The sequence below is a fragment of the Flagellimonas sp. 389 genome (assembly GCF_018449435.1).
In the GTDB taxonomy this organism is placed as follows: Bacteria; Bacteroidota; Bacteroidia; order Flavobacteriales; family Flavobacteriaceae; genus Flagellimonas.
This window is the reverse complement of sequence record NZ_JAHCMU010000003.1, coordinates 1-15662: the sequence shown is the minus strand read 5'-3', so window position 1 is coordinate 15662 and position 15662 is coordinate 1. Positions and strand designations below refer to the sequence as shown.

Genomic DNA, 15662 nt, shown 5'->3' with positions numbered 1-15662 from the left:
TGTGCTAACTTTATGGAGCTTTGAGGCATGATTTGACTTTCGTCTTTACAAATCATTGTTTAATCAAAGTCATTTAAAATGAGAACATTAAGTACCTTTTCCATTACTTTCTTCACAAGAAAATCAAGAAGCAACCCCAACGAACTTTCCATCTACGCACGTATAAATGTCATGGGAAAAAGAGCGGAAATCAGTCTAAAAAGGTGTGCAAATTCAGCACAATGGGACTCTGCCAAAAATAGGGGCAGGGGAAACACCGAAAAAATCAGAGCCTTAAACGCTTATTTGGACCAAGTGTATGGTAAATTACTCCAATGCCATAAACAACTATTGGAAGAGGATAAAATAATAACCTCAGATGCCATTAAGTCCCGATACTTGGGAGAAGATGAGAATAGTAAAACCTTAAAGGAATTAATAACCTATCATAATAACAATATGGTTCATGTTCTTAAAGCGGGAACGATGAAAAACTATTTTACCACAGAAAGGTACCTGGAACGGTTTTTACTCAAAAAAAGAAAAGTAAATGATATTTACCTTAAACAATTGAACTTTAGGTTTATTACGGACTTTGAGCATTATCTGAGAAACTGTAGGGATTCCAAAAAATGGCTTGTACTTGGTAACAATGGGGTGATGAAGCATATGGAACGTTTAAAGAAAATGGCAAACCTAGCTGTTAAATTGGAATGGATGAACAAAAACCCATTTAACCAATTTCAGCTAAAATTCAATAAATATGACAGGGTATTTTTAAATGAAAGAGAACTGGAACTATTGGAGAACACCGATTTTAAAAGTGAACGGTTACAGCGGGTAAAAGATTGTTTTGTCTTTTCCTGTTATACGGGACTATCGTATGTAGATGTCAAGGGACTTACAAAAGATAATATTGTAAAGGGTATAGACAACAATTACTGGATATATACCAAACGGGAAAAAACGGACAAGCTTGTAAAAGTTCCCATATTGCCCAGAGCATGGGCAGTACTTGAGAAGTATAGGGCAATCCAAACAATAGATGTTACAAACAATTTATTGCCCATAAGCTCAAACCAAAAAGTAAATACTTATCTAAAGGAAATAACGAAATCCTGCAATATCCACAAGAACATTTCCTTTCATGTTGCCAGACATACCTTTGCTATAACGGTAATGCTGTCCAATGGAGTGCCCATTGAAACGGTATCCAAACTTTTGGGACATACCAAGCTATCCACTACACAGATATATGCCAGAGTGGTCGAGAGCAAAATAAGCGAGGATATAAATGATTTGTTGAAACGGTTCGAGGAAAAGAGAAGCAAAACCATTAGTAATTGTTGAGCAATGACACGGGGGATTGTTGAAATAGAACAACTCTCCTTAGAGTCGAGTTGTTGTCAATTACAATACTAAATGCACATAAAAACATGTGTTTTCTGCAAAAATCACAAAAGTAAATGCAACGATTCAGAAAAAGAGTACGTGAGATTGGATTACGTCATTGCTCATTTTCTGGGATAATAAACAGTTTCAAACTTCAGAAAAGAGTTCAATTCCAGTCTATTGCTTACAGAGACTTTTACTGGGTTAGTGCATACAGTAAAAATAGATAAGCTCCGCCCGCTTGTTGGGGAATCCAATGTAATACATCTTACTCTTATGGGATTCGCATTTACTCTTGTATTTTCGAATCACCTTTTGTAATTGACAATTGCTCTTATATTTTTAAATTGACTCCTAATATTATATACCGTAAGCATAAGGTTTATAGTCCTTCACAAAAATTTTGTCACTGCTAAATGGGAAATGAAATTCAAGTTACCTTTTGCAATAGTAGAATGCGCCCTATTTCGATTTTATTTAACACTTATCTATCGGAACATTATAAAATCGAAACAGGATCCACGCACAAAGTTAGAGGTAAGGATTTGGGACATTTAATATTATAAATTCTCTTTCCGCTTTTTAAATTTCTACTCAATATGTTGCATCAATACTTTTACCTCTAAGTGATTCTTGTTTGTTCTATAGTTTTTATCCTTCGAAAAATTTAAATGTATGACCTCTCCAAAGGTAGACTGATTCTCAATGGTATAAATAGTCTTTAAAATACCGGTAAAACCGCCCCTTAAAACAAATTCGTAGGTAGTAACCGAATTATTATCTGTAATCACTTTATGGGGCGGATTAAAATCCATGACCTTTAAATTGTTCTTGGCAGCTTCACTATTTACAACCCGCAATAGATTGTTTTCCAGCGAAGTATTGTTCAAATTCAGCTTTTGGAGCAACGAGTCCAAATACTTTTCTTTTTTGGAGAGAAACATTAATTGTTGTGGAATATCATTGAACAATTGCTCTTCCGCTTTTAGGGAGCGGTATTCCTTTTTAAGGGCCAATGTGTTGGATATTGCCAATTTATAGCATAGGAGCAATGTCACCAATAGCAATGGAAATAAGAGAACTACTTTATTTTTAAGGAGTTGTTGCACTGATCTTTATCTTAAAATTTGAACTGTTTTGATTTTTGTAATCGTACTCTAAAGTCTCCACCGACCTGACCCATTCCAATCTTTCCAGATATATCAACCAAGATGAAAAGTCTTCACTATTGATACAATTTCCGGTCACGATAAGTTCGTCAATGTTCACTTCGATGGGTTTCAATACTTGTACCGGTTTTGTAAGTGGTTGGTACTGTATCCCATCCAATAATATACTTTTGGGAATAGAAGCTGCCAATTCATCCAAATAGTGAGAAGTCCTTGAATTTGTAACCGATAGGACGGCATCCACTTTTCTTTCTTTTTCCGCTACTTTAGCTGTTAGCGTCATGAGATTCTTTTTGTTCTCGTTATCAAATGCTAAATTTTCCTTTAACGAGGCTACGCTATCAAAATAGTGACTGAAGACAAAAAAGTTAGATAGTAAAATCAATAGTATCAGAACCAAAGATGACCTGGAGACAATCCTGAAGATTCTATTTCTTTTAAATTCATTTTGGAGATTTTGTACCGCAGCATCAAAATTGGAGTTATGTGCCGCACTGTCCGATAAAAAATCCAAGATTCCTGAAAACGCCACCAATGCAGAATTTTTCATGTGCAACCCATTAACGGTATAGCTAACGGGAGCGGTATTATTTACTTTGGAAATTGAAAGTTTTTCGCTATGACCGCTATCAAAAGCTATTTTATTTGTATTGGTATAGATGGTTTCATTATTGATATAGTTCAGTAAAGAACCCAATGTAGATAGCCCCAATGAAAATCCGACAACACTGAAATTCATTTCTTTTAACTTGTCCAAATAGCTGTCAACACCATTTTTTTTTGCGATGCTTATCAATAAATGGTTTTTGAGCTTTGAAATCTGGTAGTAAAAAACATCAAGGTCCAAACCAGGGAACATACGTTCTACAGCCGCTTCGCCACTAAGATTTGATGCGGCTTCCAACTGCTTTGTGATAACATCCGCTGTATTGCAAATAAGATAGAGTGGAACGGAAGTTTTACAAAACTTGGGGAGCATATCCAGTTCATCAAAGTCTTGGCTATTGGCAATGGTGAGCTCACCTTTCTTTCTAACGGCTTCCACAAGATGAAACTTGATGGTATTTTCCACTTGATAGATTTTCAGTCCGTAAAAAATATTTCCCTTGGTAAAATATGTCTTTAAAAACTCAAGCATTAGTAGATTACTGTAGGTTTTATAAGAATGGTAAGTTTTTGTTTGGTATCCTCTCTTCTTCTTTTGCTGAATAGCCATTTAATGACCGGTATCCTTGCCAAAAATGGTACTCCACTGCCAGAATCGTTCTTTACCTTTTCCTCCAACCCTCCCAAAATTGCCAAATCTTGGTTCTGCATTCGTATGATAGAACTAAATTCCCTAGAGGTAAGTCCGGGAGGAGCATCTTCATCGATTCGTTCCGAGCTAAAATCGGATTGTATAACATTGATGTCCAAGGTAACCTGCCCGTTTCCCGATACCAATGGTTTTATGCTTACGGCCAATTGCGCATCTATGGGCTGAAAATTCCTAACCTCGGAAGTAGTGGGTATCTGCGATCCAAAAAAGTTTTGGCTCGTTACGACGTAGTATGTGGTTTCCCCTATGGAAAGGTTGGCTCGATGGCCGTTCAAGGTAGAGAGTTTGGGAGTAGACCTGATCTTTAGGTTCCCATTGGCCTCCATAGCCTTTATCGTTGCAAAGAATTCGGGAACTACACGTCCAATATTAAAAGAGCCGAACCCATCGAATCCACCGATTATTTTATTTACCGTCTTTGCACCCAAAGTCAAGTCAGTTTCAGGAAAGATTCCACCACTCGTTTGTACGGGTTCTTCCCCAATGCCCCAACTGATTCCAGTTTCTACCGTGGCCGTTTTTCTTACTTCTATTAGCATAACCTCGATGAGTACAACAGGAACTGGTTTGTCAATCTCTTTGACGAATTTTTTGAAACGATTTATGTTGGCTGCAGGTCCACTAATGAGAAAACTATTGAGTTCAAAATCTATCTTGATATCCAAATCAGCGACCACATCATCTGGCAAGATGCTGACAATCGCCTCTGCATTTGATGAATAATTGTTAAACTGTGTGGGTTGGGTGTTGATTCTGCGCGTGGTATTGGGATTTTGTCCAAAACCTCCTTGATTATTTCCAAATCCATTTGCACCACCTTGAAAACCGTTGTTGCCTAAAAAATTGACTCCTGCTTGGACCGTTCTCCCAGCCGATCTTCCAAATCCTCCAGATTGCATGGGGTCACCCAAAAGTTCCACGGATCGGTGCATCATCTGTACAATTTCAAACTTTCTAACACTGAGCTGGTCTGCCGTTCCAAAGAAATAGAGATCGTTTTCCTTTTTAAAGGTGAACGTTGCAGTATTGGAACTTAACCCAATGTTTGGAGCTGACCTGTTCTGATTTCTGTTTTGGGGCTGATTTGAAAGTTGACCATTAGAAGGATCAGCGACCGGATTCGAGAATTTGGCTTTGCTCTCGAACATCTTGGTCAGTAATTCATCATAGTAGATTTGCTTGGCCTTGAAACTGATGTTTCCCGCTTCGGTCAAAGGTGTTGCCATATAGACATCCAAATCTAGATCTAAACTTATTTCATGTACAATATCCGCAATGGGCACATTGGTAAAATCCACGGTCAAAATTCTGTTTACCGTATCAAGCACCTGATATTGGAAATTATTGTTGCCTAAATAGGAACCGCCAGATACTCGGGAATTTGGTAAAGTATTCTCTATGAACTTATCAAAAAGATAAAAGCCATCCCTTGATTTGGCATACTTTAAATTATTGGTCTCCGCTAATTTTTCCATAGCCATATCCATAGAAACATCCTTTATGTAAAGTGTCAAGGGAATTGTTTCCATCCCGCTATTGAACAATAGGTTTTGTCCCGATACATCCATGATCTTCCGAAATGCTTTCTCAAGAGGGTCTCCTTTAAGGTCCAGGGAAATTAGGCTATTGATAGCGTCAAAAGAAACCAAAATTTCTTTCTCGGGGACTATTTCCGGTGGCGGTTGATATTTTTGGATGGAAAGAATATTGCCGGTAAAATTAATATCCAAGCTGTACTGCTTGCATAAAAAAACCAAAATGTCCGAAACCGTAACGTTTGAAAAGTTGTTTACGATATTAATGCCTTGAAGGCTGGGGTCTATATTGATATTTACTTTGTGAACTTGCGATACTGCCAATAGAAAATTGGAAATTGATACACTGTTTACATTAATGTCCAGCTTTAAATTTTCTGAAAGCCCTGGGTTTTCGACCGCAAGCAGCTCCAGATTGTTCTTTATATTTTGTATTCTGCTTTCTTCCTGGGCCGTAAGAAGTATAGAAAAAAGTAAGAGAAGGAATAATAGATTTTTCTTCATCAGTTCAATTGGTTAGCATGGGATATACTTCTTCGATAGAAGTTGTTCCTTCCGCAACAAGCAGTAGCGCATTGTCACGTAGATTTGGTATGTTATGGTCGTTCAGATATTTCTGAATATCCAGTTCGTTGTTCTTTATATGGGGCACCAGTTTTTTTGTAATCGGTATAATTTCATAGATGGCCCTTCTCCCTTGATATCCGGTATGATGGCATTTTTGGCATCCGGTAGGTAAATAATGATGGGTCAAATTTTTGGGAGGTTGAAACCCTTCTGGAAAAAGACTTTTTTCAATAGCACCTTTTCTTTTACAGTTTGGACACAACTTTCTTACCAAACGTTGCGCAACACTTGTATTTAAAGTACTGGCAATAAGAAATGGGGGAATCCCCATATCGATCAATCGGGAAATAGTGGCCCAAGCGGAATTGGTGTGAATTGTAGATAAGACCAAATGCCCGGTCAATGAAGCCCTAATGGCCATGTTGGCAGTTTTTACATCGCGTATCTCCCCGACCATGATAATATCTGGGTCTTGTCTTAAAAAGGTCCGCAGCGCACTGGCAAAATCCAAACCAATATTTTCCTTTAACTGTACTTGATTTATGCCTTCCAGGGTATATTCTATAGGATCCTCTATGGTGAGAACATTGGTTTTGGCATCATTGAGAATTTTTAATGTGGCATAGAGCGTAGTTGTCTTTCCAGAACCTGTGGGACCCGATATCAAAATGATTCCATTGGGCATTTTTATACCTTCCTTGTACCGTGCCAATTCCAAGGGATTGAACCCCAAATCTTCCAAGGTGACCGATTCGGTATCCTTGTTCAAGATCCGAAGCACAATTTTTTCACCAAAAAGTGTAGGGAGAGAGGACACACGAACATCGAATTCATCATTGTTCATTTTCATCGTAATCCGTCCATCTTGTGGCAATCGCTTTTCGGCGATATCCAAATCTGCCTTTATTTTGATTTTGTTGATGATTGTGGGATACTCTTTGATAGGAACCTTAAACTGTTCTACGAGTTTTCCATCCAATCTGAAACGGACTCGACATGCAGTTTCATAAGGTTCAAAATGGATATCACTACTGCCGATTGTCTTTGCATTGACCAGTATTTTTTCCAGAAAATCAGGGGTATAGTGCAATTCGTTGTTCTGACCTTTCTGTGCCTGCCTGTAATTGGCGGTCAAGTAATCTTGTAATTCTTCAGATGATAATCGCTCCAATCGTACAGGGGAATCCATAACGATCATCAATTCCGAAGATAGGCTTTCAAGGCTTGAAGCATCGGTCCAAAGCACCAAAGTAGTATCCGTGAATTCTTTAGGTACAATCCTATAGTGGAAGGCCTGCTCCGCAGTAATACGTTGCGCAAGGTCCGAGCTTATCTTAAAATCGTGTTTGGTATCAATAGCCATATAAAGGAGGGTATTTAAAGATGAAGCTATACAACAGGACAAAGATTATGAAAAGGCCCATGAGTCCGGCCAAAGGAACAGTTTTATGATTTAGATTGCGCTTGATGATCAAAAAGACCAATAAGGAAAACAATGTACTGCCCACAAACAGCACAATAAATGTAAGTGTTGGAAACCCTAGGCCCAGCGTATAAAAAAAGAGGATATCACCCAAACCCAAACTATGGTTCAAGAATTTTTTTTTGGTGATGAAATGAGTGTAAAGGAATAAAATGGTCCAAATGCTTGTGACCAAGAAAATGTTTGTAAGAATTTGATACAGAAAAACCGACATGCCAGTAACCTGTACATAGTATAACAGTCCAAATAATAGCATTGCCAATGGAAAAAGAAACCAAAAGACCTTTCGTTCCTTAAAATCTTGGTATGTGATAGCGGTAAGGCACATAATGAGCAATAGGTTAAGAGGAACGATCAATCTTTCACGATTTGCTTGGGATTTCCGCTTTCATCAATTTCCCAGACGTTAAAGACCCCATCCCCGTCAAAATCCGTTATGGCTTCGGCCCTAGCTTTAAAAGTTGCATTGTCGGCATTGAGTATTTCGTAAACATAGTTGGCCGTTCCATTTTCCTCGACCGTTCGTGGTGCTTCAAAATCCAGTTCCTCCATTACGGGAGAATATTTGCTGTGCATGTACCTGTACGTGGTCTGGGCATTGTAAATGGCCTTTAACTGTACTTGGGCCTCAACACTTTTGGCCTTGGAAATCAATGGCATGAGGTTGGGAAGCGCAAGTAGGAGAAGAATTCCTATTATGGCCAGCACAATTAGGGTCTCTTGCAGGTTAATGGCATCCAACTTTTTATATGAAACTTTTATGGATGTTATCTTTTTAAATGGATTGTGCATGCTAGTATTGGTTTTAAGCGGAAAAAAGAAATTTTCATGAAAATGTACGAATAATATCCTACTTAAAATATAACTTTTTTCACATTATAATTTGTAAGAATTTAATCAATCTAAAAATATTAAATAATTGTTAAATACTTATTTTTTATAGGAGTATGGAGAAGGTGCAAACATGCAGTTAATCGTTTGTTTATCATGTTTTTAGTTTTTAATTTCCGTTTTGTAGTATAAAATGATGGAATTTAAAATGATTTTTGTAATAAAATAACTACTATAATTTGTTTACTTTTCTGGTAATCGAACAATCATTTTTAATCTTTCAAGAACCTAACATGAAAAAGACCTTCTATCTTTTCGCATTACTAACTTTGGTTTTCTCTTTCAATACGGATTTATTTTCCCAAGGCTATAACCCTTTGTATATCGATTACTACGCTAAGGTCTTGCCTAGTACTCCAAATGCAGGCACTTTTACTATATATGGTGATATTCCAGTTGACAATTCAACTGGGATTCCGCAGATTGAGATTCCTCTCTTTACCCTAATTGAAGATGGTGTATCTGTACCGATTTCCATATCCTACCACGCTTTGGGAATAAAAGTTGATCAGTTGGCCAGTGCAGTAGGACTCAATTGGACCTTGAATGCAGGAGGAGGAATATTTAGACAGGTCAATGATAAAAATGATGAAATAGGCTGGTTACACCCAAACGGTAAGGGAACTGTGAATCCAAACTGGATAGCGAGCCAAGGTGGTTTGGATGATTACTTGGTTCAAAAGCAGATTCGACAGTCAGATGAAACACAGGATTACTATCCTGATGATTTCAATTATAGCTTTGGTGGAAAGACTGGTGACTTCATTTTTGATGCGAATGGAGTACTGACTATGGAAGAAGATACTGATATTCGAGTAGAAAAAATAGGCGGAGTGGGACAGCTCATCCATTTTAAGGCTTTTGATGGTGAAGGAAATACGTATTTTTTTGACGGTGACAAAGAATACAATACCCAGAATGTTGTGGTTGGAGGTTCACTTGGAAGCAGTTTGAATTTCAACAGCAATTCTTATACTGCATCTTGGATGTTAGATCGTATTACGACCAGGAACAATAAGCAAATTACATTTACGTATCAGCTCTATTCCTTGTCGTATACTGTTACCGATTTGGCACATAGTATTGTTCACGTAGACAGGTGTAAGCCGGTCATCCCCGTAGTATCTGTATGTGGTTGTTTGGAAGAAGGTTCTGGAACAAGTACAAGCCTCTCTACCACGTCCATCGTATACTCTCCACAAAATAAACTACCGCATATAATTGAATCGACTACAGTAAAGATAACCTTTAACTATTTAGATGATTCTTCGCTTTCCACATGGAAACGGAAGCTTGCATCCATACAAATATTGGATAAACTGAACTCAAAGACTAAGTCGTTCGTCTTTTCTTATGGTAAATATGGTGGTGATCCAAGGTTGAGACTGGATGAATTACAAGAAATTGGTTTTGACGGCGTTCCAAAGCCTGCATATAAATTTTACTATAATAATGGTAATCTACCAAATAAGGGTAATACGGGAAAGGATGATTTTGGATATTATAATGGGGAGAACAATTCAACATTGATACCCTTTACCCCATTGGCGCAATATACCTTGAACAATGTCTATACCGGAATGTTGGGGGACAGGTCATTTAACAATAATTATCTGCAAAGAGGTGTCCTCAATAAAATAATCTACCCCACGGGCGGAAGTTCAAGTTTTAATTATGAGCCCAATGCCATTGCTGTAGGCACTACGAGCAACCCCACATTTTCACAGAAATCGGTTGAAGTATCAAACCAGATTTATTCAACTAATATAACAAGTGGTTTCAATACTCTGTTCAGAGTACCCTTTACCGTAGTGTCCAATGTACAGGGAATTCTAGGCACCTCTGTATCCTATAGCGGTTCCTCCGATATATGCGCTTATGATCCAAACTTCCCTAACATCGACTGTTCCACCTTCAATATTTATCCTAGAACCGGTACTTCAATTTCAGGGCCAGCAATCCTTAATCCAGATAAGATTATTTGGGCCGATGGAAGTTTAAACCTCCAAGCTGGGGATTATATGCTGGAATTAAAAGTAAAGACAAGCCAATTGAATTCCAATCCCAATGCCCTGATTCGTGTTGGACTCTCATGGATGGACGAAGATGATCCAGAAGTAGTGCCTACCTTCTTTTATGCTGGTGGATTGAGGGTAAAAAGGAAAATTGATCAAGATGTGGACGGTTCTATGGCTAAGAAAACCGTCTATAATTATGAGGATCTTATTGGATATGGTATCGATTACGACAACTTTAACAAGCCATATGGTGGTCGAGATGTTTTTTCCTCTAATAATCTTGCATTAAATCCCGCACTAATCAAATCAGGACATTTTTATAAAAAAGTAACGATTGACGTTGTTGGTGGAACGGATACTTTACGGACCGTTGAACACTTTGACCATAAGTTTAGAAATAAATCCTATGCATCCCAAATAGTTCGTCAAGAACAGTATAGAGGTTCCAAATTGGTACAGAGTGTGGACATGGAGTATGCCAATACGACCACAAAGACGCTCTTCTTTTGGACTTTGGGGGACAGGGACTATTGTTATCAACAATTCTCGTTTCCACCTTCCAATGTCAACATGTTTTTAGGTTACAATAATCCAAACAACACGGTTTATACCCATAGAAGGAACGTATTACAGAAGCGTACCGAAATACATTATGATTACGAGGATCCCGAACCCTTTAATGCCATAGTGAAAGTTAAAAAATTTCAATACAACAATAATATGAGATTGACCACTTTGGAAGAGGACGGTAGGTTCTTTGCCTCAAATTATTCAGATATCGTTAACAACAACTTTAGCTTTGATTCAAATGGAGAGCATATAGTGACCAATCACACCTATCCCTACGATCACATACATGAAAATGGCGCAATGGCGGCGTTTCTTTCGGATAATTATGGACTTCAGGTGAGCAAGCGCGTGTTCAATAAATCCAATATGGTCCTGGGCCAGACCCAAGATTTTGATAATGAAGGGAATGTGGTGGCCACCTACAGGTTTAATAAAGGAATAGGTAGCAATAACGCTTCCAGTGGCCATATTCCTTTAAACTACGAACTTTTTGAGACCTATGGACTACAGAACGGAAGGCTGGTTGAGATCAAGCGTTATAACGGCTCTCCTACAACATTGATATGGGATGTTACCGGTACATATGTAATAGCATCCGTCCAGAATGCAAGCTTGTCCCAAATCAATGCCCTACCAAGTTTTCCAGGTACTTTCACGGCTATCTCAGGATTGACCGTTAGCCAAGAAAATGAATTGCGAGGACTGTCAAATACCTTGGTGACTACCTATAAGTATGACCCTTTGCTCGGGATAAAATCTGTCACAGACCCAACAGGATACACCGTTCATTATGAATACGATGGGCTGGGCCGCTTGAAAGCCGTAAAGGACCATAATGGAGATTATGTTTCAGAGAACAGATACCATTACAAAGGTCAATAACCAAGCAAAAAATTAATATGATGACACATTCAAGAGAACACCTTTCAAAACTGTATATTCTGATAATTGCCCTATTGTTCATCCTTCTTGCCCCTTGTGCAAGGGCGCAACAAAACCCAAGGGAACAACTGTTGGGTGTCTGGTTTTTTGACGATGTCAGTTCCTTTGCCACGATGGACGGACCTTCAAGGGTCAAGCTGGACTCCCTCCCCCAGTTAAAGGCTCGGATTTTGAGTTCCTACAGTGGAAGGCGTTTGACATTTTCGCCAAACGGCAATTGTACGCTTACCATGGCGAACGGACAGAGCTTCGCTTATGGCTGGTCGTTCACCGATGATGGGATACTTGTGCTAACCGATTCTACAGGGAACATTGGGTATGAGACCGTACGTATACTCACCAATGACCGACTGGTGCTTGTGCCAAAGGTGGAAGGGAAAACAAGGAACATCATCGAGGAAAAACATTTTATCAGACAACAATAAACTGGCCGACCATGCAAACAAGACAATACAATTTCAATCAAGTGGCCAAGCTTACAGTGGCCATGTTTATTTTTCTGTCCATACCAACGGCACTCTGGGCCCAGATCGGAGGAGGTCAGGGTATAGCCATAGCAGGGCCCACCACGGCTACTTCCGGAGGGACCAGGAATTATACCATCTTTGGTCCTTCAAATATAGTGAGCACGGACTGGAGTACGAGTTCCGGGGCCACGGTCCAGTCATCGAACAGTGTAAATGCGGTTATAAGATTCAACGACCCGGGAACAAGGACCATCTCAGCGGTCTCCATGAACACCTTTAACAATTTCTATACTGATGATCATACCGTTACCGTGACTGGATCACCGAGTGTTCCACCCCTTCCAGCGATAATTAAATATTGTGGTTACACGCGCCTCAAAAGGACCAATCCACCCAGTGGTGTCACGTATTATTGGCAAAGTTCCAGTTCTGGGACCAGTACCTCAAATTCTGCAAGTTCCGTGAACAGGTCAAGCGGTTCGGTATATTATTTGAGGGCAAGGAGCAGCGCGGGGCTTTGGAGTTCGGCGCGATCCATAAACTATACTATAGATTATATCCCATCAACACCATCAACACCTTCGGTGACAAAGAATTGTGGGAATACGGTACTCACGAGGGTCAACCCGCCAAGCGGGGTGACCTGGTATTGGCAAAGCTCATCTTCGGGCACCAGTACATCCAGTGCATCATCAAGTGTCACAAGGAACAGTGGCACCGTCTATTACTTGAGACCACGTAACAACTCTTCTGGCTGTTGGGGCACTGCCAGAACAGTAAACTATACCGTAAACGTGGTTCCTGGTACTCCACCTACCCCGACCGTGACCAACAATTGTGGCTACTCCCGTTTAACAAGGGCGAACCATCCGGTCGGCATTACGTATTATTGGCAAAGTTCCAGTTCAGGGACCAGTACGGCCAACTCATCTCAATCTGTAAATCGGACCGTGGGCTCAACCTATTATCTAAGGGCCCAGAACAATGCATCGGGATGTTGGTCCAACGCTAGGACAGTGAGCTACAACGTGCAACAGCTCGTTACGTATTATGACGATTCGGATGGTGATGGTTTTGGAGATCCGGCCATGTCCATTTCAAGTTGCAATCAACCTGCAAATTATGTGCCTAATAACTTGGACCAATGCCCAGATAGCTATGGTACCAATAATGGTTGCAGTTATGTTCCCCCAACATTAAGCGATGAGAACTATGTCTATGTACGTAAGTTTCAAATTCGGGTGAACACTTTATCCAATTCATCTCAGATTAAGAACAGTAGTGATGTCATAGAAGAGATTACATACTACGATGGTCTTGGACGTGGTAAACAGAACGTACTTGCAATGGGGAACCCAGATGGCAAGGATTTGGTGACCTACATGGAATACGATGCGATCGGTAGGGTGGAAAAGGAATACCTACCCTATGCTGCCGACGGTTCAGTGGGACATATGCGAAGCACTTCCAAAACTGATACTCATGGCTTTTATACAGAAAAGTACAATGGGGAGATCAACAGTGGTAGTCCCAACCCGTATTCCCAAAAAGAGTTTGAACCCTCTCCTTTGAGCAGGATACTAAAACAAGCTGCACCGGGCCATGACTGGCGAATGGGAGGGGGGCACGAGATAGAATTTGCATACAAGGCCAATGTAACGAATGAAGTGCGCCGTTTCTCCGTTTCATTTACGGGAAATAACCCAGAATCCCCTCAATTGGTACAAAATGGATATCGTACCAAAGGCGAACTCCACAAAACGGTCACCAAGGACGAGAACCACGACGGCACCGCTTCCAAGCTGCATACCACCGAGGAGTTCACGGACAAGCTGGGCCGGGTAGTGCTAAAGCGCACCTACGCAGAAGTAGGGTCGCCGAGCGCAGTCGAGGCGCACGACACTTACTACGTGTACGACGATTATGGCAACCTTACCTATGTGATACCCCCAAAGGTGACCACGGCCAGTGTGAGCGGTACCGAGTTGAACGAGCTCTGCTACCAGTACAAGTACGACCACCGCAACCGTTTGGTGGAGAAAAAGGTGCCGGGCAAGGACCCAGAGGAAATTGTATACAACACATTGGACCAGCCCGTGCTCACGCGCCATGCCAACCTGCAGGCCGACGGAAAATGGCTCTTTACCAAATACGATGCCCTTGGGCGTGTTGTCCTCACCGGGATCCTTAGCAGTAACATGACCCGCTCCCAGGCACAGACCAATGTTGAGAATGCCACCGCGCAATATGAGGAAAAGGTTGGACAGGGCTATACGGACAATGCCTACCCCAAGATTTCCGTAGGTTCCCCGGCACCACAGGTACACACGATCAATTTTTACGATAACTACAACTTTCCGCTCTTGGGCTATACCATCCCTACCGATGTTCTGGGCCAGACAGTCTCACAAAACGTAAAAGGGCTTCCCACGGGGGGCAGTATCTTGGTGCTCGACGGCAACAACGATAAATGGATAGGTTGGGCAAGGGCGTATGACGAAAAGGGAAGGATGATAGCCGAGGGCACCCTTAACGATTATTTGGATACCTTTGACCAAATGGAGACGAAGCTGGACTTTGTGGGCAGGCCTTTGCAGACCGTTACCACCCATACCAAGGGTGCAAACCCCGCCATAGTGACCACGGACGATTTTGAATACGACCATATGGGCAGGCTCACCAAACAGACCCAGACCATGGGAGCCCATACCGAGACCCTAACGGAGAACACCTACGACGAGCTGGGGCAACTGGTACAGAAGAAGGTGGGCGGCAACCTGCAGACGGTGGACTACGAATATAATGTGAGGGGCTGGCTCAAGCGTATCAACGACCCTTCGAGCATGGGCAACGACCTCTTTGCCTTTGGAATCAACTACAACACGGCCGACCATGGAGGCGCACCACTTTACAATGGCAACATTGCTGAAACGGAATGGCGGACGGCCAATGTGGACAATGGCCTAAAATGGTACCGCTACGGCTACGATGCGCTCAACCGTATCACCAATGCCACAAACTCCAGTGCCAACTACGATCTGGACCTGGTGGAGTACGACAAGAACGGGAACATCACCAAACTGGAGCGAAAGGGCCATACCAATGCCGGGGCAACGACCTTTGGCAATATGGACCGTTTGATCTATTACTACCATACGGACTCGAACCAGATACGCAAGGTGACGGATTTCTGGAACGATGACCAGGGCTTCAAGGACGGCACCAACACGAACAATGACTTTGAATATGATGCCAACGGGAACATGACATCCGACCTTAATAAGGGGATAAGTTCAATAGAATATAACCATCTGAACCTTCCAACAAAAGT

General features: G+C 41.0%; 10 protein-coding genes. 4 read left to right on the top strand and 6 right to left on the bottom strand.

From position 1 onward, the window contains the following. The first annotated feature begins 78 nt into the window (after positions 1-78). Positions 79-1329 carry a site-specific integrase gene (locus KIM67_RS03335; protein WP_213829954.1) on the top strand — a complete coding sequence of 417 codons (1251 nt, stop codon included), beginning with the start codon at positions 79-81 and terminating at the stop codon, positions 1327-1329. A 632-nt stretch (positions 1330-1961) separates the two neighbouring features. Here the strand turns inward: KIM67_RS03335 and KIM67_RS03330 are convergent. From KIM67_RS03330 to KIM67_RS03305, 6 genes are all read right to left on the bottom strand, one after another. Beyond that, the gene (locus KIM67_RS03330) at positions 1962-2480 is read right to left on the bottom strand and encodes a hypothetical protein (protein ID WP_213829953.1); all 519 of its coding nucleotides are present in this window, start codon (positions 2478-2480) and stop codon (positions 1962-1964) included. After that, positions 2464-3612, bottom strand: a complete 1149-nt coding sequence (locus tag KIM67_RS03325; RefSeq protein WP_213829952.1) for a hypothetical protein — start codon at positions 3610-3612, stop codon at positions 2464-2466. The genes KIM67_RS03330 and KIM67_RS03325 overlap by 17 nt, the downstream gene beginning before the upstream one ends. Before the next feature lie 65 nt (positions 3613-3677). Next, positions 3678-5897 carry a type II secretion system protein GspD gene (locus KIM67_RS03320; RefSeq protein ID WP_213829951.1) on the bottom strand — a complete coding sequence of 740 codons (2220 nt, stop codon included), beginning with the start codon at positions 5895-5897 and terminating at the stop codon, positions 3678-3680. Positions 5898-5901: 4 nt separating this feature from the next. Continuing rightward, on the bottom strand, positions 5902-7323 hold the full coding sequence (locus tag KIM67_RS03315) for a GspE/PulE family protein (RefSeq protein ID WP_213829950.1): 1422 nt from the start codon (positions 7321-7323) through the stop codon (positions 5902-5904). Further along, on the bottom strand, positions 7313-7801 hold the full coding sequence (locus KIM67_RS03310) for a general secretion pathway protein (RefSeq protein WP_213829949.1): 489 nt from the start codon (positions 7799-7801) through the stop codon (positions 7313-7315). Before KIM67_RS03310 ends, KIM67_RS03315 begins: the two co-directional genes overlap by 11 nt. After that, the gene (locus tag KIM67_RS03305; protein ID WP_213829948.1) at positions 7798-8235 is read right to left on the bottom strand and encodes a general secretion pathway protein GspG; all 438 of its coding nucleotides are present in this window, start codon (positions 8233-8235) and stop codon (positions 7798-7800) included. The genes KIM67_RS03310 and KIM67_RS03305 overlap by 4 nt, the downstream gene beginning before the upstream one ends. 332 nt (positions 8236-8567) lie before the next feature. On the opposite strand from KIM67_RS03305, the gene KIM67_RS03300 reads away from it, so the two are divergent. From KIM67_RS03300 to KIM67_RS03290, 3 genes are all read left to right on the top strand, one after another. Further along, positions 8568-11804 (top strand): RHS repeat domain-containing protein, encoded by a 3237-nt coding sequence (locus KIM67_RS03300; protein ID WP_213829947.1) that lies wholly within the window; start codon positions 8568-8570, stop codon positions 11802-11804. Positions 11805-11821: 17 nt separating this feature from the next. After that, a complete protein-coding gene (locus KIM67_RS03295) occupies positions 11822-12289 on the top strand; it encodes a hypothetical protein (protein ID WP_213829946.1) in 468 nt (155 codons plus the stop codon). Positions 12290-12300: 11 nt separating this feature from the next. Beyond that, positions 12301-15662 (top strand): DUF6443 domain-containing protein (locus tag KIM67_RS03290; protein ID WP_250149133.1); only part of this gene is annotated, 3362 nt, incomplete at its 3' end.

Excerpts from the sequence above, each read along its gene's own strand:
- KIM67_RS03335 (WP_213829954.1), top strand. The coding sequence starts at position 79 with ATGAGAACATTAAGTACCTTTTCCATTACTTTCTTCACAAGAAAATCA.
- KIM67_RS03320 (WP_213829951.1), bottom strand. The coding sequence starts at position 5,897 with ATGAAGAAAAATCTATTATTCCTTCTCTTACTTTTTTCTATACTTCTT.
- KIM67_RS03315 (WP_213829950.1), bottom strand. The coding sequence starts at position 7,323 with ATGGCTATTGATACCAAACACGATTTTAAGATAAGCTCGGACCTTGCG.
- KIM67_RS03305 (WP_213829948.1), bottom strand. The coding sequence starts at position 8,235 with ATGCACAATCCATTTAAAAAGATAACATCCATAAAAGTTTCATATAAA.
- KIM67_RS03300 (WP_213829947.1), top strand. The coding sequence starts at position 8,568 with ATGAAAAAGACCTTCTATCTTTTCGCATTACTAACTTTGGTTTTCTCT.
- KIM67_RS03295 (WP_213829946.1), top strand. The coding sequence starts at position 11,822 with ATGATGACACATTCAAGAGAACACCTTTCAAAACTGTATATTCTGATA.